This window comes from Roseburia sp. AF20-18LB, assembly GCF_003461185.1.
In the GTDB taxonomy this organism is placed as follows: domain Bacteria; phylum Bacillota; class Clostridia; order Lachnospirales; family Lachnospiraceae; genus Roseburia_C; species Roseburia_C amylophila.
The window spans coordinates 925121-943143 of record NZ_QTWP01000001.1 but is presented as its reverse complement, the minus strand read 5'-3'; the positions used below and the strand labels follow the sequence as shown (position 1 = coordinate 943143).

At 41.1% G+C, this 18023-nt stretch carries 14 protein-coding genes and 3 tRNA genes; 13 read left to right on the top strand and 4 right to left on the bottom strand.

Annotated elements, in window-relative coordinates:
* Positions 1-111 precede the first annotated feature (111 nt).
* From DWX65_RS04490 to DWX65_RS04460, 7 genes are all read left to right on the top strand, one after another.
* Positions 112-1494, top strand: coding sequence for a carbohydrate ABC transporter permease (locus DWX65_RS04490; RefSeq protein ID WP_117947132.1), 1383 nt, complete (start codon positions 112-114; stop codon positions 1492-1494).
* Positions 1494-2372 (top strand): sugar ABC transporter permease, encoded by an 879-nt coding sequence (locus tag DWX65_RS04485; protein WP_117947131.1) that lies wholly within the window; start codon positions 1494-1496, stop codon positions 2370-2372. The genes DWX65_RS04490 and DWX65_RS04485 overlap by 1 nt, the downstream gene beginning before the upstream one ends.
* A gap of 606 nt (positions 2373-2978) precedes the next feature.
* Positions 2979-4691, top strand: a complete 1713-nt coding sequence (locus DWX65_RS04480) for an alpha-amylase family glycosyl hydrolase (protein WP_118172878.1) — start codon at positions 2979-2981, stop codon at positions 4689-4691.
* Between the two features lie 132 nt (positions 4692-4823).
* Positions 4824-4896 (top strand) — tRNA-Phe (locus DWX65_RS04475).
* A 21-nt stretch (positions 4897-4917) separates the two neighbouring features.
* Positions 4918-4987, top strand: a tRNA-Gly gene (locus DWX65_RS04470).
* 21 nt (positions 4988-5008) lie between these two features.
* A tRNA-Gly gene (locus tag DWX65_RS04465) sits at positions 5009-5081 on the top strand.
* Between the two features lie 229 nt (positions 5082-5310).
* Positions 5311-6543 carry a DUF4317 domain-containing protein gene (locus DWX65_RS04460; protein ID WP_118172877.1) on the top strand — a complete coding sequence of 411 codons (1233 nt, stop codon included), beginning with the start codon at positions 5311-5313 and terminating at the stop codon, positions 6541-6543.
* Between the two features lie 95 nt (positions 6544-6638).
* On the opposite strand, the gene DWX65_RS04455 is transcribed toward DWX65_RS04460, so the two are convergent.
* Positions 6639-7058 (bottom strand): restriction endonuclease, encoded by a 420-nt coding sequence (locus tag DWX65_RS04455; protein ID WP_158564695.1) that lies wholly within the window; start codon positions 7056-7058, stop codon positions 6639-6641.
* Between the two features lie 194 nt (positions 7059-7252).
* On the opposite strand from DWX65_RS04455, the gene DWX65_RS04450 reads away from it, so the two are divergent.
* A complete protein-coding gene (locus tag DWX65_RS04450; protein WP_334294267.1) occupies positions 7253-9040 on the top strand; it encodes an aminopeptidase P family protein in 1788 nt (595 codons plus the stop codon).
* A 104-nt stretch (positions 9041-9144) separates the two neighbouring features.
* On the opposite strand, the gene DWX65_RS04445 is transcribed toward DWX65_RS04450, so the two are convergent.
* Positions 9145-11145: an amylo-alpha-1,6-glucosidase gene (locus DWX65_RS04445; protein ID WP_242988748.1), complete on the bottom strand. Its 2001-nt coding sequence runs from the start codon at positions 11143-11145 to the stop codon at positions 9145-9147.
* 714 nt (positions 11146-11859) lie between these two features.
* Between DWX65_RS04445 and DWX65_RS04440 the strand changes: the two genes are divergently transcribed.
* Positions 11860-12363 carry a hypothetical protein gene (locus tag DWX65_RS04440; RefSeq protein WP_117841622.1) on the top strand — a complete coding sequence of 168 codons (504 nt, stop codon included), beginning with the start codon at positions 11860-11862 and terminating at the stop codon, positions 12361-12363.
* Positions 12364-12376: 13 nt separating this feature from the next.
* The gene (locus DWX65_RS04435) at positions 12377-12559 is read left to right on the top strand and encodes a DUF6472 family protein (RefSeq protein ID WP_117697689.1); all 183 of its coding nucleotides are present in this window, start codon (positions 12377-12379) and stop codon (positions 12557-12559) included.
* Between the two features lie 3 nt (positions 12560-12562).
* Here the strand turns inward: DWX65_RS04435 and DWX65_RS04430 are convergent, their stop codons facing one another.
* Both DWX65_RS04430 and DWX65_RS04425 read right to left on the bottom strand, forming a co-directional pair.
* Positions 12563-12847 carry a GNAT family acetyltransferase gene (locus DWX65_RS04430; protein WP_117841623.1) on the bottom strand — a complete coding sequence of 95 codons (285 nt, stop codon included), beginning with the start codon at positions 12845-12847 and terminating at the stop codon, positions 12563-12565.
* A gap of 67 nt (positions 12848-12914) precedes the next feature.
* On the bottom strand, positions 12915-13964 hold the full coding sequence (locus DWX65_RS04425; RefSeq protein ID WP_118057068.1) for an AraC family transcriptional regulator: 1050 nt from the start codon (positions 13962-13964) through the stop codon (positions 12915-12917).
* 193 nt (positions 13965-14157) lie between these two features.
* Between DWX65_RS04425 and DWX65_RS04420 the strand changes: the two genes are divergently transcribed.
* The 3 genes from DWX65_RS04420 (at position 14158) to DWX65_RS04410 (ending at position 17967) form a co-directional block, all read left to right on the top strand.
* The gene (locus DWX65_RS04420) at positions 14158-15675 is read left to right on the top strand and encodes a sugar ABC transporter ATP-binding protein (RefSeq protein WP_118057069.1); all 1518 of its coding nucleotides are present in this window, start codon (positions 14158-14160) and stop codon (positions 15673-15675) included.
* 12 nt (positions 15676-15687) lie between these two features.
* Positions 15688-16647 carry an ABC transporter permease gene (locus DWX65_RS04415; protein ID WP_242988749.1) on the top strand — a complete coding sequence of 320 codons (960 nt, stop codon included), beginning with the start codon at positions 15688-15690 and terminating at the stop codon, positions 16645-16647.
* A 66-nt stretch (positions 16648-16713) separates the two neighbouring features.
* The gene (locus DWX65_RS04410; protein ID WP_118057070.1) at positions 16714-17967 is read left to right on the top strand and encodes a sugar ABC transporter substrate-binding protein; all 1254 of its coding nucleotides are present in this window, start codon (positions 16714-16716) and stop codon (positions 17965-17967) included.
* The last annotated feature ends 56 nt before the right edge of the window (positions 17968-18023 follow it).

The window sequence follows — 18023 nt, the reverse complement described above, 5'->3', positions numbered from 1 at the left end:
GTTCATTATAAGAATTCCTAAAAAAGCGGTTTGGAAAAGAACCGGGGACTCCAGGATACCGGAAACGGTACCCTGGATGTCTTACTATAGAGAGTATAGGAGGCCCATAGCGTGAAGAAGGCTGCTACGAAAAAGAAAAAAGTAAAAGAGTTTCAGACACCATATACCGTTACTGGTGCGTTAGTTAAGGGAAATGTAATTACTAAGCTCTCCATGTTAATCATGGGCTTGGGCAATATTGCACATAAACAGATTGTAAAAGGTCTTATGTTTTTGGCAATTGAGGTTGTGTATCTTTATTACATGATTTCTTATGGATTCTATGCAGTTTCCATGCTGCCATCACTTGGATGGAGAGAGCAGGAAAAGGTATGGAATGATGCAAAGAGTATTTATGAATATCAGGCTGGTGATAATTCACAGCTTATCTTACTTTATGGAGTTGCAACATTATATCTTACCTTCATGTTTATCATTGTATGGAGGGAAGCAGTAAAAAGTTCATATAAATCAGAACTGCTGGCAAAAGCAGGTAAGCATTTAAACACATTTAAAGAAGACTTCAAGAGTTTGTTTGATCAAAATTTACATAAATTGCTGTTGGCACTCCCACTGACGGGAATTTTGCTCTTTACTGTTCTTCCATTGATTTACAATATTACAATGGCATTTACCAACTACAGTACGTCTGGAGAACACTTAGTGTTATTCGACTGGGTTGGATTTGCTACCTTTAAGAAAATATTGAATGTTGGAGACAGTATTGGAAAACAGTTCTATTCCGTATTAGGATGGACCCTGATCTGGGCTGTGTTTGCAACAGCATTAAACTATATTTTTGGTATGATTCTTGCAATCATTATCAACCGGAAAGAAACAAGGGCAAAGGGATTCTGGAGATTCTGCTTTGTATTATCTATCGCAGTACCACAGTTCGTTTCCCTTCTGATTATGAGAAGTATGTTACAGCCAACCGGTATTGTTAACACGCTGCTTATGAAATATGGTATTATCGACACTGCATTGCCATTCTTTACCAAGGCAATCTGGGCGAGAGTTACCGTTATTGTAATCAACCTGTGGGTAGGTATTCCATATACGATTCTTCAGGTAACCGGTATTTTACAGAACATTCCGGCTGAGTTATACGAAGCAGCAAAGATTGACGGTGCTAACGCTGTCCAGACTTTCTTCAAAATTACTCTGCCATATATGTTATTCGTAATGACACCGTACTTAATTACGCAGTTTACAGGAAACATCAACAACTTCAATGTTATTTACCTTCTGTCCGGAGGAAATCCTACGCCGGTGGATGCAACCGCAGGAAAGACAGACCTTCTGGTTACCTGGTTGTATAAGTTGACTGTTGATAAGAAATATTATAACCTGGGTGCCGTTATTGGTATTATGACATTCGTGGTATTGGCTATTGTTGCCCTGGTTACTTATCGAAATACCACATCCTACAAAGATGAGGAGGGATTCATGTAATGAGTAAGCAGAAAACAGCCACATCTGGCGCAAAAGTACGTAAAACACTTGTAAATGTTTTGGTTCATATATTTCTTGCAGTATTAGCATTTATCTGGGTACTTCCGGTATTCTGGGTAGTACTTACAAGCTTCCGTGCGGAGAAAGGTTCTTATGTTGAGACCTTCTTCCCGAAGAGTTATACTTTTGACAATTATATTAAAATATTTACAGATACAAGTATCCTGAACTTCCCTAAGATGTTCATGAATACACTGATTATTGCAATCTTTACCTGTATCATTTCAACCATCTTTGTACTTTCAGTTTCATACTGTATGTCAAGAATGCGTTTTAAAATGAGAAAACCGTTTATGAATATTGCAATGATTTTAGGTCTGTTCCCATCCTTCATGTCCATGATTGCGGTATACTTTATCTTAAAGGCACTGGGATTATCCGAAGGATCCATGATTCGTATTGCGTTGATTATTGTATTCTCCGCAGGTAGTGGTGTTGGATTCTATGTAGCAAAGGGATTCTTTGATACCATTCCAAAGTCCTTAGATGAGGCAGCAATCATCGATGGAGCAAGCAGATGGCAGGTATTTACTAAGATTACCATTCCGCTTAGTAAACCAATTATTGTATATACCATCCTGACTTCCTTCATGGGACCATGGATTGACTTCGTATTTGCAAAGGTTATCTGTGGTGCAAATGCAGACCAGTTTACCGTATCAATCGGTTTATGGAAGATGTTAGAGAAAGAGTATATCAACAGCTGGTATACATGTTTTGCAGCAGGTGCTGTAGTAGTATCAATTCCGATTGCTATCCTCTTTATGTTTACACAGAAATTCTATGTAGAAGGAATGAGTGGAGCAGTAAAAGGCTAAATTTTACAGTCGTTTAAAATGTTTAAAAGAGAGGCAGTTTTTTGCCTCTCTTTGTTATATCAGTTGATAATGAAGGGTGTGGAAGATTGCGAAGGATATTTGTTCTGTGTTTGAAATAACAGGTATTTTCATTCAGACAGAATGTGTCTCAATTCTTGGCAGTACATTTTTCTGATTTTCAGATGTCTTGCCACTGCTTTGACTGGATGCAGTGGGTGTCCGGCTGATACGGATACCTCATGCAACCGGTAAGGGGCGCTAAGAATTTCAATCTACATTACATCTATTCCGGCAACCGGCGCAAAGTCACATCCGTGTTCCAGTTGCGCCTCGTTGGCACGTCCTGTGCCAACGTTGCCGGTTGCCAGATGAAATTCCAAGCGCCCCTAACCAGTCACAAAATGGTATCCGCATTCAGCCGGACAACCACTTGCATTCTGTCAAATATTGGAAAGACAGATGATAATAAGAAAAGAAAAATGTGCTGGTTAGAATTGGAGCATTCTGTCTGGAAAATAACGTTATTTCAAATGCAGAACAAAAGCATCGCATTTACATCACCCCTTCATTTCAACGAAATAAGAAAGAGAAGAAAAGGAGAATCATATGAAAAAAAGACTACAGGCGTTACTTCTTGCACTGTGCCTTACCCTTGGAACTATAGGTGCCGGCTGTGGCGGCAGACAGGATAACAATGCTGCGGGAACAGAGACTGCTGCGGCGACAGAAACTGAAAAGACCGCAAGTGTGGAAGACTCTGCTATGGCAAAGGCAAATGCAGGAGAACTGAATATCATTGATGATAAATACCGCACCTATTATGAAGTGTTTTTATATAGCTTTTATGACAGTGATGGAGATGGAATCGGAGATATCCAGGGATTAATTGATAAACTGGATTATATCAATGATGGAGATGACAGTACAGATACAGATCTTGGCTGTAATGGAATCTGGCTGATGCCGATCATGCCATCACCGACCTATCATAAATATGACATTTCTGATTATGAAAATATTGATGAGCAGTATGGAACTATAGATGATTTCAAACAGTTAATCGAAGCATGCCACAAGCGCGGAATCCGTGTGATTATTGATTTCCCGATTAACCATACATCGTCCAAGCACCCATGGTTTACACAGGCGGTGGAATATCTGGAGGGATTAAGTGACGGGCAGCAGCCGGATAGCAGCGTTTGTCCGTATGTAGATTATTATAACTTTACAACAGATCAGTTAAGCAGTGTGTATTATAAAGCTGGCAGCAGCAATTGGTATTATGAAGGAAAATTCTGGAGTGAAATGCCGGATTTGAACCTTGACTGTGAAGCGGTGAGAGCTGAATTTGATGAGATTACATCCTTCTGGATGGATCTTGGGATAGATGGTTTCCGTATGGATGGTGCCAAAGAATATTTTTCAGATAATACCACAGAAAATGTGGAAGTCTTAAAATGGTTTAATGATATGGTAAAGGCAAAAGATGAGAATTCCTATATCGTGGCAGAGGTCTGGACGGATCGTGAGACATATGCAAAATATCTGGAAAGTGGAATTGATAGTGTATTCAATTTTGATTTTGGAGATGGCGATGGGATTATTGCCAATGCAGTAAAAGGAAGCTCAGAGTCCGGAGCAAAAGGATATGCCAATGTCTGCGGCAAAATGGATGAGCTTTTAAGCCAGTATAATGAAAATTATATTGATGCACCGTTTTATACAAATCATGATATGGCAAGAGGTGCCGGATACTATAGCGGCGAGTATAAGGCTGCACAGATTAAGACTGCCGGAGCCATGAATCTTATGATGAGCGGCAATGTATTTCTTTATTATGGGGAAGAAATTGGTATGAAAGGCTCTGGAAAAGATGAAAACAAGCGTGCACCAATGCAGTGGTCCTCAGATACATCTGCAGAGGGTATGTGTAAAGGGCCGGATGGAATGGAAAGCATTAAGATGACAAATGGAAGCTTGGAAGACCAGCAGGATGACCCGGATTCCATTTATAATTATTTCAAACAGGCAATCCGCCTGAGAAACCGTTATCCGGAAATCGCCCGTGGTATCGCTGCAAATGTAGAGAATCTTTCTGATAAGAATATAGCAGCAATTACCAAGACATATGATGGTAAAACCACATTACTGGTATTTAACCTTTCCCAGGAAACCCAGAAGGTTGACATTTCAGGTGTAGATTTAGGCGGAGAAGGTATTATCGGTGGAATGCTTCTGACTGGAGAAGATATAATCACGCTGGATAATAATGAACTGACACTGCCATCTTATTCCATGGCGCTTATTACAGTAGAATAAAGCCGAAATGCATAAAACCGGAACAGAGTTATCGTGCCACCGGAATAAAAATGAAAAAAGCAGGAAAATTGTCTTGACAACCCCTGCTTTTTCCGATAAAATAATCAGTGCTGTGAGTGCTTTACAGCACAAGCCCAGTTAGCTCAGTTGGTAGAGCAGAGGACTGAAAATCCTCGTGTCTCTGGTTCGATTCCGGAACTGGGCATTGCCGAAGGGCAATGAACTACGGGTGTAGTTCAATGGTAGAACACCAGCCTTCCAAGCTGGATACGTGGGTTCGATTCCCATCACCCGCTTTGCAGACTATAGTTGCATATGCGATAGTGGCGTAGTTGGTAACGCGCGACCTTGCCAAGGTCGAGACCGCGGGTTCGAGCCCCGTCTATCGCTCTTTCAAAAAGCAAGAAATTTATCTTGCTTTTTTTTGACTTTACAGGAAATTGCTTTCCTGTAAAGTCAAAAACGCTCCGCGAGGATGCGCACTGCGGCGTATAAGGTAGATGTCGCAAGCGACCGCCGCAGGCGCGGGAATGTGCCAAGGCACATTCGATGTTCTATAAAAGTCTGATTTGCGAACATAAGAAATAAAAGAAAGGTAGTAAAGGAGTAGATTCATAGTATGGATAAAAAAGGTGTGGCAGAGTTAAAGAGACGTTTTACAAAAGAAAATTGTACCTTTACCAGATTGTGTGGCTGTTATGTAGATGCCGGTAAGAATAAGGTAGTTGATTTAAGTGAGACATTTTTAAATCTGGAAGATGAAGAATTTTATAAATATTTAGAGATTGCCAAGAAAACCTTATCAGGAACCATTGGAAATAATCTTTTGGAATTGAATTTTCCACTGGAGGAAGAAGCAGCAGGTGGACGACAACAGTTTCTATTAGGTTTAAGAGAAAGTAAATTAAAAAATCCGGAGTTATTAGACCGTTTTTATGATATGGTCATCGAAAGCTATGACTATACAGGCAACTATCTGATTTTGCTGTTCCATGATGCTTATGATGTCATGACCAAGACCACGGACAATAATGCACTGGATGAATCAGAAGAAGTGTTTGAATACCTTCTGTGTGCAATCTGTCCGGTACAGTTATCCAAACCGGGACTGGGTTACAGAGAAGATGAAAACCGTATCGGACCAAGAATCCGTGACTGGGTGGTAAGCATACCGGACAGCGGTTTCTTATTCCCGGCATTTACCGACCGCAGTACAGATATTCATTCCCTGATGTTCTATACTAAGGATACCAAGGCACCGCATGCGGAATTTATGGAGTTGGGATTAGGCTGTGGCGCAAGACGCACTGCAACGGAGCAGAAGATGACCTTCCATTCTATCGTCAAACAGGCATATGGCGATGATGTGGAAAAGAGCGGTGAAGTGCTGATGGAGATTCAGCAGAACTTAAATGATCTGGTAGAAGAGAAAGCAGAACTGGAAGAAGACCCGGTAATTCTGACACCGGAGCTTTTGACCAATGTTATGGAAGAAAGCGGCGTTGCACCGGAAAAGGCAGAAAAGATTGGAAAGACCTGCGCAGAGGAATTTGCAGAAGAAGCACCACTGGCAGAAAATGTAGTAGACAGCAAAGCACTGGCTGCCAATGAGCAGATTCAGAAGGAAAAGGAGCTGGTAGCCCAGGTTGAAGTGCTGCAGCAGCAGTTAAAAGAGAAACAGATCGAGGAAGAAGCAGACGAAGTAGTTAAGACCTATGATGTTGTGCTTCGTGTAAAACCGGAAAAAGTTTCACAGATTAAGTCCGAGGTTATCAACGGACAAAAATGTCTGGTAATTCCAATGGCAGAAGACGAACATGCCAATGTAAACGGAGTAAATACAACGGTATAATAAATAAGAATACCATCCTTACCGGCAGGTAGATTGAGCCGGTAAGGATGGTATTTGTATATAGAATCATTAAGATGAAATACTTCTTTTGAATATCAGATTAGTGCAGATTCCGGAGATAGGATGCAAAAAATCAGCAATCCACACAGCAGAAGAAATAGGAGAAGCTGGAAGAATCTGCCCCAGCGGAAGCTGCGATGGTTTAACTGGGTGCCGTCAATGAGAATGACATCATTGGCTTCGGCAAGGGCAATGGCACCGGGATAGAAAACGCTGTTGGTAATGACGATCGCTTCATCACAATCATAATAGGATTTGCCGGCAACGGCTTCCTGTACGGCACTGTTTCCTACTTTGCCCTGATATAATTTGCACTGGACTGCATAGGTAGTCCGGTGTTTTTTTGCAATTAAATCCACACCAAAATCTCTGGAAGCTTTGGTGACAGTAACCTTTGAATATCCGTTGCGTTTTAAATATCCGGCAGCATATTCTTCAAATTCGTAGCCATTCATTTTGTCAAAATTGACACCAAAAAAGAAATGCCGCAGTCCATGGAATACGGCGAACGGAAGATGTATAATAAATCTTATGAAAAAGAAAAGTATTTTTCCAATCAGGCGAAACATAAAAGAATTCCTTTCCGTTCATAATAACGGATGCTATACTGTAATTGACCCGCTTGCATTCATTATAGCATAACATAGAGGTGATAGATTTGAAAGAAGAATTGATGGAATTAAGACAGAAGATGAAAGAATACGGCATGGCGGCATATCTCATTGTTTCCGATGATTTCCATGCATCAGAATATGTAGGAGAATATTTTAAATGCCGTGAATATATTTCCGGATTTAACGGTTCGGCAGGAACACTGGTAATTACTGAAGATATGGCAGGACTCTGGACAGACGGAAGATATTTTATCCAGGCAGAAGAACAGCTTGCCGGCACCGGCATTATGTTATTCCGGAGCGGACAGCCGGGAGTAGTGGATATTGGCACTTTTCTGGAAGAAAAAATGGAAGATGGCACCGTATTGGGGTTTGATGGAAGAACCGTAAGTACCGGCATGGCAAAGAGTTTAAAAGAAAAATTGCGGGAGAAAAAGATTACATTTGCTCCAGACCGTGATGTCGTAGGCGAAATCTGGGTGAATCGTCCTGCATTATCCTGTGATCCAATCTGGGAGCTTGGCGTGGAATATGCAGGTGAGAGCCGGAAGGATAAGGTGGCGGGGGTACGAAAAGCAATGGTGGATTGCAAGGCGGATTACTTTTTAATTCCGTCTCTGGATGAAATCGCATGGCTTTTTAATATCCGTGGAAATGATATTGCATACAATCCGGTGGCATTATCTTATGTGCTGATTGCACCGGATGAAATCCGCTGGTATGTAAATGAAATGAGTGTGCCGGCTGACTTAAAGGAAAGCCTTTCCGCTGAAAAAATCTTTATTTACAGATATGAACAGATTTATACGGACGTAAAGAAAATTCCGGCAGACAAAAGCATTCTTATAGACGAGAGTATGACAAATTATGCACTGTATGATGCCATTCCAAAAGAGGCACATAAGGTAAAGAAGAACAGCCCGATTGAGCTTATGAAGGCAGTGAAAAATGCCACCGAAATGGAGCATGAGCGGCTGGCACATAAGAAGGATGGCATTGCTTTAACAAAACTTATCTACTGGTTAAAGCATGTGAAAGATAAGCGGCAGATAACGGAGCTTACGGTATGCGCTAAATTAGAAGAATTCCGGAGGCAGGGAGAAGGTTATCTGGGACAGAGTTTTGCACCAATTGCTGCATATGGTGCCCATGGAGCTATTGTGCATTATGAGCCGGATGGGAAGAGCAATATTCCACTGGATAACAAAAGCTTTCTGCTGCTGGATACCGGCGGACAGTATCTGGATGGCACAACGGATGTGACAAGAACCATTGCCCTTGGAGCATTAAGCTCAGAGGAGAAGAAGCATTATACTGCCGTATTACGAGGAAATCTGAATCTTTCGGATGCAAAATTTAAATATGGCTGTACGGGAGTCAATCTTGACTATCTGGCAAGGGAACCGTTGTGGCACATGGGGCTTGATTATAACCACGGAACAGGTCATGGCGTTGGCTATTTGCTAAATGTGCATGAAGGACCGAATGCATTTCGTTACCGGGAACGGTGCGGTACCGGAACCATCATGGAAGAAGGTATGATTACTTCAGATGAACCGGGACTGTATCTGGAAGGAAAATACGGCATCCGCCTTGAGAATCTGTTGCTTTGTAAGAAAGCGGAGAAAACGGAATATGGACAGTTCATGGAATTTGAAACATTGACCGTTGCACCATTTGATCTGGAGGCTATTGACTGGGAAGAATTAGACAGCCGGGAAAAGGCACTGCTTCGGAAGTATCAGCAGTATGTCTGCGATACGATTGCAGACTTCCTTTCTGAAGAAGAAAAGAAATGGCTGAAGGAGCAGATTCCGGCATAGAGATATGGGCATTGCACGGGAATGAAAAAAGAGGCTTGGTTTCAAGCCTCTTTTTTCATCCGTAAGAAACTGCCGGTGGCCGGTTCTGTTGGTATAAAAATGATTTATTTATATGGCAGAATATCCTCCGTATATGCCCGGAGAATTTCTCCGACACTCCATGCCTGGGCATAGCAGCCGCGGGAGGTGTGCGGTTCATCTCCGTCAAAGATTTCTGCAATAGAACCAATACAGCCGTGATAGAACTGCTCTCTGGTGGCATCTAACATGGCATCGGCCTGTTTGATGACTTCTTTGGAAGTTCCATAGACATGCACATAAGCAGTCAGAAAACCGCCTAAGAGGAAACCCCAGGAAGTACCCTGATGGTAAGCATGGTCACGTTTATCAAGACAGCCTTCATAGGTCGGATGGTATTCCTTATCATCAGGGCTTAAGGAACGAAGACCGGTTTTAGCATATAGTTTCTCGTAAACCTTATCTACAATCTCCTTTTCTTTGTCTGCATCTAACATGCGGTGTGGCAGGGAAACGGCATAAATCTGATTTGGACGAAGGGTGGCATCACCTTCCAGTCCGTCTACCACATCATAGAGACATCCATCTTTTTCATTCCAGAATTCTTTTGTGAAAGATTCCTTTGCATGCGCAGCAAGAGCTGCATAGTGGGAGCCGTCTTCTCCAAAACGCGTTGCCCATTCCTCCATCAGGCAGAGTGCATGATACCAGAGCGCATTGATTTCTACCGGCTTGCCGTGCCGTGGTGTAGCAACCCAGTCGCCCACACGGACATCCATCCAGGTTACCTGGTCGAGACCGCTTCCGGCATGGATAAGTCCATCTTCTTCCATATAGATGGAGAAATCTGTTCCGTGCTCATAAGCTGCAATAATTTCTTTTAATTTCGGATAAATGGTTTCCTGCACAAAAGCATAATCTTCCGGAGTGCCGGTATAATCGAGATATTTTCCAACTGCATAGAAATACCACATGGAAGCATCCGCAGTGTTATACAATGGGGCGCTTCCTTCATCCGGGAACATATTTGGTACCATGCCATGGTGGACATAGCGGGCAAATGTGGTCAGGATGTCTCTGGCATCCTGATAGCGCCCGGTAGACAGAGTTAAGCCGGTGAGGGCAATCATGGTATCCCGGCCCCAGTCGGTAAACCAAGGAAGTCCGGCAAGAACAGTCATCAGTCCGGTAGACTGCCGGTATGCAAGAAAATGGTCAGCGGCAATGGTCAGAGTCTCTGCCAGTTCATCATGGTAGCCAGCTTTTTTCTCTAACGCATTAAAACGTGCCATTTCTGCGGCAGCAGTGGCAAAAGCATCCTTTTCATAAGCATCTTCAATGGTGCAGACGATAGATATTTTCTTGCGGCATCCGGCGTCCAGCGGAAATTCAATCTGGTATGGCGTGTAGTTATCATCTAAAGCATCGGATTCTACATCCAGTTCTTTTTGTAACTGCATTCCGGTGGTATATTTTTCTTCACATGGAACAACGGTTCCGTCATCGGTAAAAAGACGGATGGTGACATCTTTATTCTGCTGCGGAACCAGTCTGATTTCCGGCTGCTCATAAGTAGTATCGAATTTTAAAGTGTCTACGGTAGAAGCATCATGGTGTACCCGGTAATTAAAGAGCGGAGTCAGCACCAGTGTAGCAGCCTCTCCATCATTCTGGATATCATAGGAAACTGCAATAGTATTCTTGCCGTGTTCAAAGGCGAGAGTCTTTGTCATGGTAAATTCCGGAGCTTTGGTGGTAAAATGTACCAGCCCGTCATAAGTAAAGGAATTAAGGTATTCAATACCTTCACGGTAAGCAGTGCTGCCATCACCGGCAAGATACTGTTCTACGGTAAAATCTATTTTCTCGGAAGAACGAATCAGACACTCGTTGATTTTGGAGAGAATGACGAAACGTTCTACCGGCGGGTGCAGGCTGGCAATCAGATAGCCATGGTGCTTTCTTGCATGAGCACCGGTTACAGAACTGCCGGCATAGCCGCCGATTCCATTGGTCAGAACCCATTCCTTCTGTACACCCACCGACATTGGGGTGAGGGCATCTTTATTTAAATGATATGCTTTCATAGAGATCTCCTTTATCGTGTAATCTGTCCGGGTGGCGGGGGAGAAAAAAACAGGAAAACAATTGTAAATGTCATTTCAGGCTTCGGCTATTTTTGATACAGAATGCTGCAGAACTAAGCTGCTTTGTTTTCTTTTGTTATTCAGCCGGTCTTTCCAATGTTTCACAGTATAGCGGCACGGTTCGCTGCAATGCGGATGCATGAGAAAGGCTGATAGGGACACTTGGAATTTCATCTAGCAACCGGCAATGCTGGCACAGGACGTGCCAGCAAGGTGCAATCTGAACATGGATGTGAATTTGCACCGGTTGCCAGATGAACGATTAGCCTTTTTGAAATTCTTGGTGCCCCTTGCAGGCTTTCTGTCGCATCCGCATGCAACGGACAGTACCGCTATCCGGTGAAAGCAACGGAAAGACAGCCTGCAATCAGAAAACAAAGGCAGCTAAGAACTGCTGCGCATTCTGTCTCCATAAAAAGGAGCAGAAGCTTGAAATAACATTGAAATATGTTTTCGTCTTATAGTTCTTTCCTCCACCCGGACTGTTTGCCTCTATTGTAACGAAATAAATCGAAAAAATCTACTGAAAAACACGGAAAAAACATAATTATTAAATAAATATAATCTACTGGATTAATCGCAGAAAAAGAGATATAATGAAAAAGAATCTGCATGAGAAGCAGCTGCAAAAAGAAAAATTGAGAGGTTTGAAGTATGAGTATTTTTGAAAACACAGTTTTAGTAGATAAGAAGGTGTCTGTTGTAAATGTAATCTTAAGGTATCTTTGTATCGCATTGGCGATTTTCTGTGTACTGGTTTCCATTATTGTGTATCCAGGAATTTTACTGGTTCCTGCAATTATCTTTGCAGTTTTCTGGTATCTTCTTAAAATTGCATCACAGATTGAATGGGAATATACCTATATTGAAGGAAGACTTAGCTTTGCACGCATCAAGGCAAAGAGAAAGAGAAAAAATGTTGCAAAGATTGAGATGGAAGAGGTTGTGCTGATTGCACCGTCAACTGCACATGAATTGTATAATTATCATAATAACAATCAGGTGAGCGTAAAGGATTGTTCTTCCAAGCAGTCGGGAGCGAAGACCTATGAAGTGATTTATAAGAACGGTAGCGGACTTGGAGATATTATCTTTGAGCCGGATGAAAATATGCTGGATATGATCTGCAACCGGAATGCAAAGAAAGTCATCAGATAGGAGAGGTGATTTTATGGCAGAGCAGGGAAATTGTGATACCTGTGTAAATTTTGTTTATGATGAAGATTACGAATATTATGTCTGTGATATGGATCTGGATGAAGATGATATGGTAAGATTTCTTACCGGCAACACCAATTCCTGCCCGTATTATCAGTTATATGATGAGTACAAGATTGTGCGTCATCAGATGTAAATTTTAAATAGGAACGGTTTTAAAGAGGTCTGCATTTTCTTCATAGACCTGATTGAGCCAGTCGCAAGCCTGACCAATGCCTTCGTCGGAATATTCGAAGGTGTTGGTCTTTTTTTTCTCATCCGGCGTGGCGGTAAAGCAATAAGGACCCGGCCACCAGGTGGCAAGCAGTGTGGTGGAGTCGTCTTCTACATGCTTCTCAATGCGGTAGCGCATGCCCAGATGGCTTCCGGTATACTGTGTTTTGTTATAAAAAGGAATGGAAAATAAATCTTTACGTTGTATCATAATTGCACCTGCTTTCGATTCTTTATTAAAAATAGCATGAAAAAAGTTGTCTGGCAAGGAAAAGGGATTAGATGATAATCCCTTTTTTTCTATATTCGGTTGGTGTGATTTTCAGATTTTTCTTAAATAATCTTATAAAATGTTCCGTTGTATCATAACCCACCTGGGAAGCAATATCTGCAACCGTAAGATTAGTATCAGAAAGAAGTACCTGGGCTTTTTCAATCCGGACCTGCTGTAACAGCTGGGTAAAGGTTTTCCCGGTAGTGCTTTTAAAAAGTCTTGAAACATGTTCAGGTGTATAGTGAAATTTTTCGGCAACCTGCTCTAATGTAACCGTTGCATAATTTTCCTGAATGAATTGAAGCAGGGCAAAACGCTGCACATCAGATTTACGGTTGAAAGTAGGAAGCTCGGAACTTTTTTCATAATTCCGGATTAAAAGACCAAAAGTTATCATCAGTGTGTAGGAAATCATCTGATCCCAGTAAAGGGAGCGGTTCAGAGATTCCCAGTACATCCAGAGAAAGCCAGAACGTATTTCATTATCATTGCCGGTGTGAAATACAATATAATCGTTGCCGTTTTCGGAATAGATATTATTTAAAAAGAAAGCGGACAGGATGTTTGGTGAATTTAAAAAATTGAAAAAGATATTATGTAAAGTGCTTTTTCGAATCAAAATATTTAAGATAACGCTGTTGTCATCGAAGACACTGACGGAATGTTTGATGCCGGGTGGAATAATACAAAGGTCTCCGGTGCGCAGTGTGAGCTGACTGTCACTGATTTTCTGGGAACAGCTTCCGTCATAGACATATAAGAGTTCAAAGAAAGTGTGGTCGTGAGTAAGTGCCGGAGAGTAACGGTTATGTCTGGTTACAGTAATAGAAACGTGGTTTCCTGCATCAAAAAAGAAATTATCTTCAAAGCGTGGAGGAATGGTTTCTTTGATTTCCGGAACCAGCAGATGCCGGCGCAGTACATCATCTATATTGATAGTACTTAAGAATTCCTGCAGGGAATACTCCTGCTGTTTGGCATAATAATATTTTTTGTAAAACTGCTCATCTTCATTCAATTTATATATTACTGTTCTTAACGCTTCATGATCCATAATGGAATCCTCCAATTCAAATATCAAAAATAGTCAATAACAACATAAAGAAAATGATATATCTATCAAAAAAAGTAAATAGAATTGGTTGTTACAAACAATTGGAAAACCACTTGAATAGATTATAATAGATTTAACAACAAAAGAAAAGTGATTTTCACAAAAACAATGATTACAGAGAAGGGGCATATGGATGAAGCAGGAAATCTTAGTAAAAGTAGAACATATGAATAAAAGATTTGGCTCTACCGTTGCATTAAAGGATGTTTCAATAGAGGTTTGTTCAGGCAGAGTTCTCGGACTTATTGGAGAGAATGGTTCTGGTAAATCAACAGTTACATCTATTATTGCAGGAATGCAGAACGCAGACAGCGGTACGATGACATATCATGACAAAGAATGGAAGCCGGAATCAATGCTGTATTCGTTGGAACATGGAATTGGAATGATTGTCCAGGAAACTGGAACAGTGCCGGGAATTACAGTAGCAGAGAATATATTCCTTGGCGAGACAAAATTTTTTAAGAGTTTTGGCGAAAAGCATAAATGGGGACCGGTTAAAAGGAAGCTGTTAAATCAGAAAGCACAGGAAGCCTTAGATGCAATCGGTGCCAGCCATATTCGAGCAGAACAGATGACAGCAAACCTTGATTTGCAGGAACGTAAGCTGATTGAGATAGCAAGAATTATGAATAAGCATCCGGAAGTGCTGGTAGTAGATGAGACTACAACTGCATTGTCACAGAAGGGAAGAGAGATTATCTACAATATTATGGAACAGATGAAAAAAGAAAACAAAGCGGTGGTTTTCATCTCCCATGATTTGGAAGAGATTATGGAAAAATGCGATGCATTGACGGTTCTTCGTGATGGAAATATTATAGTTACTTTTGATAAGAGCGAATTTGATGAAGACAAAATAAAATCAAGTATGATTGGAAGGCAGCTGGAAGGCGACTATTATCGAAGTGATTATGATGGAAGCTGCGAAGATGAAGTTGTCTTAGAAATGAAAGATGTAAATCTGACTGGCAAACTGATTGATTTTAATCTGCAATTGCATAAAGGAGAGATTCTTGGAATCGGCGGACTTTCGCACTGTGGAATGCATACACTTGGCAAAGTCATGTTTGGAAATAAAAAACCGGAGTCTGGTGAAATAAGAATCAAAGGAAAGAAATTGAAAAACGAAGCCGATGCAATGAAGCATATGGTTGGATATGTGGCAAAAGACAGAGACACTGAGTCGCTATGCCTGAATGCCAGCATCAAAGATAATATTGCTGTTGGCGGACTGGACCAGTTTACAACTGGTGGATTCCTGATTTTCCCGTGGAATGAAAAGAAATATGTTCAGAAACAGGTGGAAACATTAAGCATTAAATGTGCAGGAATAAATCAGTATGTTTCGGCATTATCCGGTGGAAATAAACAGAAGGTTGTATTTGGAAAATGGATTGGACGAGGCAGTGATGTATTGATTCTGGACTGCCCGACGCGAGGCGTTGATATTGGTGTGAAGCAGGCGATGTATCAATTGATGTACCAAATGAAAAAAGAAGGAAAATCAATTGTTATCATTTCAGAGGAATTAACAGAACTGATCGGTATGTCAGACCGTCTGATGATTATGAAGGATGGAAAGATTATGCATGAATTTCCAAGAAGTGAATCGCTTTCAGAAGCAGATGCGATTCAGTACATGATATAGGAGGCGGATGAAATGAAAACAAAGAATTTAAGAAAAAATGTTATGCTCCTTGCCCCTTTATTTGGTCTTGTGGCATTGCTGGTTGCTTTCTTTATCATTGGAACATCTAAAAATATAAATGTTGCATATGGAATGAAAAGTATTATCAACCAGTCAGTTGTGGTTGCAGTAGTAGCAACAGGTGCAATCTTTATTTATACCCTTGGTTCCTTTGATATCAGTCTTGGAGCATCTGTAGCAGTAAGCGCACTGGTAGGAGGGATTGTTTATAACAAAACAGAGAGCCTGGTAATAATGTTTGCAGCTTGCCTTGGAGTGGCGGTCTTTATAGGACTATTTAACTCAGTACTGGCATCTATTTTTAACCTCCCTGTTTTCGTAACAACGATTGCAATGCTAAGTGTATTGAATGCACTGGTACTGGTTCTGATTAAGATGAATGGAACAGGTTCTGAAATAAGAGTGCCAATGATGGCGGTCAGTAAGCTGAATACAACACAGTTTAAAATATTCGTATTAGCTGCATTTTTCTTAGTATGTTTACTGGTATTCTCTTTTACTAAAGTAGGAAGAATGCAGAAATTCCAGGGCGGAAATCCAATTTGTGCAAAATTAAGCGGTATTTCTGTAAAGAAAATGTCGATTATAGCATTTATCATGTCTGGAATAGGAGTTGGACTTGGCGCATGTCTTTCCATTGTCTATGCTCCGACTTTAACGAGAAATACTGCATCCAGTGTAGGAATGGATGTCATCATAGCGATTGTATTTGGTGGTATGCCGGTATCAGGTGGCGCAAGAAGTAAAATTTATGCAGCAGTAATCGGAGCTTTTTCCATGACATTGCTCAGTCAGATTATGGTGATGTTTAATCTGAATTCCGGAATTGGACAGATGGTAAAAGCAGCAATATTTATATTGGTAGTATTCCTGGCAACCAGTGACCAGAGAGGAAAGATGTTACCAAGATAATATCCATATGGTATTAAGTGATAGTCACTTTATACATAAACATGTAATGTACAGGAGGAAAGAAACATGAAAAAAATTCTAGCAATGTTGCTGGCAACGGTCATGGTAGTAGGATGCTTTACCGGATGCGGAAGCGACAAGAAGAATGACAGTTCTGAAGTAGTAAGTACAGAACAGTCAGGCAGCAAAGAAGAGACACCAGAACTTGATATGAGTGAAACCGTTAAAATGGGTATTCTTGTATCAGATGCAACAAGTGCAGAGGCGTTGGCATTCCGGACATACTATACAGAGTATATTCAGAAACAGTACAATGTTGAGCTTATTTATTCTGATGAATTAAAGGATGCAGCAGGGGAAACATCAGCAATTGATACTTTTATTACAAATAATTGTAAAGCAATTATTTCATTCTCATCCTTTGACCGTGCAGCACAGATTGAGCAGTGTGAAGCGGCAGGTGTGTATTATGCAGTTGCAACAGGAACTTTAACCGATGAAGAATATGAGACTTATAAGGGATATGAGCATTATGTAGGTGCAATCGGGCCATCTCTTGAAGTAGAATATCAGACTGGTTATGATATGGCAAATTACTATCTGGAGCAGGGCAAGAAAAACTTTGCTATCTTCGGTGGAGCAATTCCATATTATACAGATATGCATATTTATCGTGCAGCAGGTATGATTGCAGCTATGGTAGATGCAGGTGGAGCAGATGCTAATTACAAAGGTGCTACAGATGAAGCTGGAATTATTGGACAGATTTATGCAGATGGACAGATTGAAACCGGAGCAATTGGTGATGTAAATATCGTTGGTTATGTAGGTGGATATGACATGGATGATGCATGGTTTGGAAAATGTGCTCAGATGGCACAGACTCCTGACTTAGAGGTTATCTTAGCTGTTGGAAATGGTTCTGACTTCTTTGGAACAGCAATTGAAGGCACAGATGTTAAGATTGCCAGCGTAGATGCTTATGCAGAAAGCTATGGTACTGCAATGGATGGTGGAATGCTTGATTACCTTGCAGGTAAGTTCTCAGCAAGTATCGGACCTATCTTTATTGCAACTTATCGTGCAGTACTTGGAAGCCCGATCCGTACAGAAGATGGAAATGCTTTAGCTCTCAGCCAGGGTTACTGGGTTGCAACTTCACCAGAAGAGTTCTCTGAGTGCTATGCAGTAGACAGCTCTGTAGACAGCCCTGCATATACAAAAGGTATGTTAGATGGACTTCTTACAGCAGATTATGCATCATTTGAAAAATTTGTAAGTGCTTATGGATTTAAAGATATCCAGGAAGAAGCAAAATAAGTAACATATTAATAAAATTTTTGTTCTGCTCCGGAATTCTCCGGAGCAGAATTTAG

What these genes read in the sequence shown, in the direction of transcription:
- DWX65_RS04485 (WP_117947131.1), top strand. Translation starts at nt 1,494, where the DNA reads ATGAGTAAGCAGAAAACAGCCACATCTGGCGCAAAAGTACGTAAAACA.
- DWX65_RS04480 (WP_118172878.1), top strand. Translation starts at nt 2,979, where the DNA reads ATGAAAAAAAGACTACAGGCGTTACTTCTTGCACTGTGCCTTACCCTT.
- DWX65_RS04460 (WP_118172877.1), top strand. Translation starts at nt 5,311, where the DNA reads ATGGATAAAAAAGGTGTGGCAGAGTTAAAGAGACGTTTTACAAAAGAA.
- DWX65_RS04455 (WP_158564695.1), bottom strand. Translation starts at nt 7,058, where the DNA reads ATGAATGGCTACGAATTTGAAGAATATGCTGCCGGATATTTAAAACGC.
- DWX65_RS04445 (WP_242988748.1), bottom strand. Translation starts at nt 11,145, where the DNA reads ATGAAAGCATATCATTTAAATAAAGATGCCCTCACCCCAATGTCGGTG.
- DWX65_RS04440 (WP_117841622.1), top strand. Translation starts at nt 11,860, where the DNA reads ATGAGTATTTTTGAAAACACAGTTTTAGTAGATAAGAAGGTGTCTGTT.
- DWX65_RS04435 (WP_117697689.1), top strand. Translation starts at nt 12,377, where the DNA reads ATGGCAGAGCAGGGAAATTGTGATACCTGTGTAAATTTTGTTTATGAT.
- DWX65_RS04430 (WP_117841623.1), bottom strand. Translation starts at nt 12,847, where the DNA reads ATGATACAACGTAAAGATTTATTTTCCATTCCTTTTTATAACAAAACA.
- DWX65_RS04425 (WP_118057068.1), bottom strand. Translation starts at nt 13,964, where the DNA reads ATGGATCATGAAGCGTTAAGAACAGTAATATATAAATTGAATGAAGAT.
- DWX65_RS04420 (WP_118057069.1), top strand. Translation starts at nt 14,158, where the DNA reads ATGAAGCAGGAAATCTTAGTAAAAGTAGAACATATGAATAAAAGATTT.
- DWX65_RS04415 (WP_242988749.1), top strand. Translation starts at nt 15,688, where the DNA reads ATGAAAACAAAGAATTTAAGAAAAAATGTTATGCTCCTTGCCCCTTTA.
- DWX65_RS04410 (WP_118057070.1), top strand. Translation starts at nt 16,714, where the DNA reads ATGAAAAAAATTCTAGCAATGTTGCTGGCAACGGTCATGGTAGTAGGA.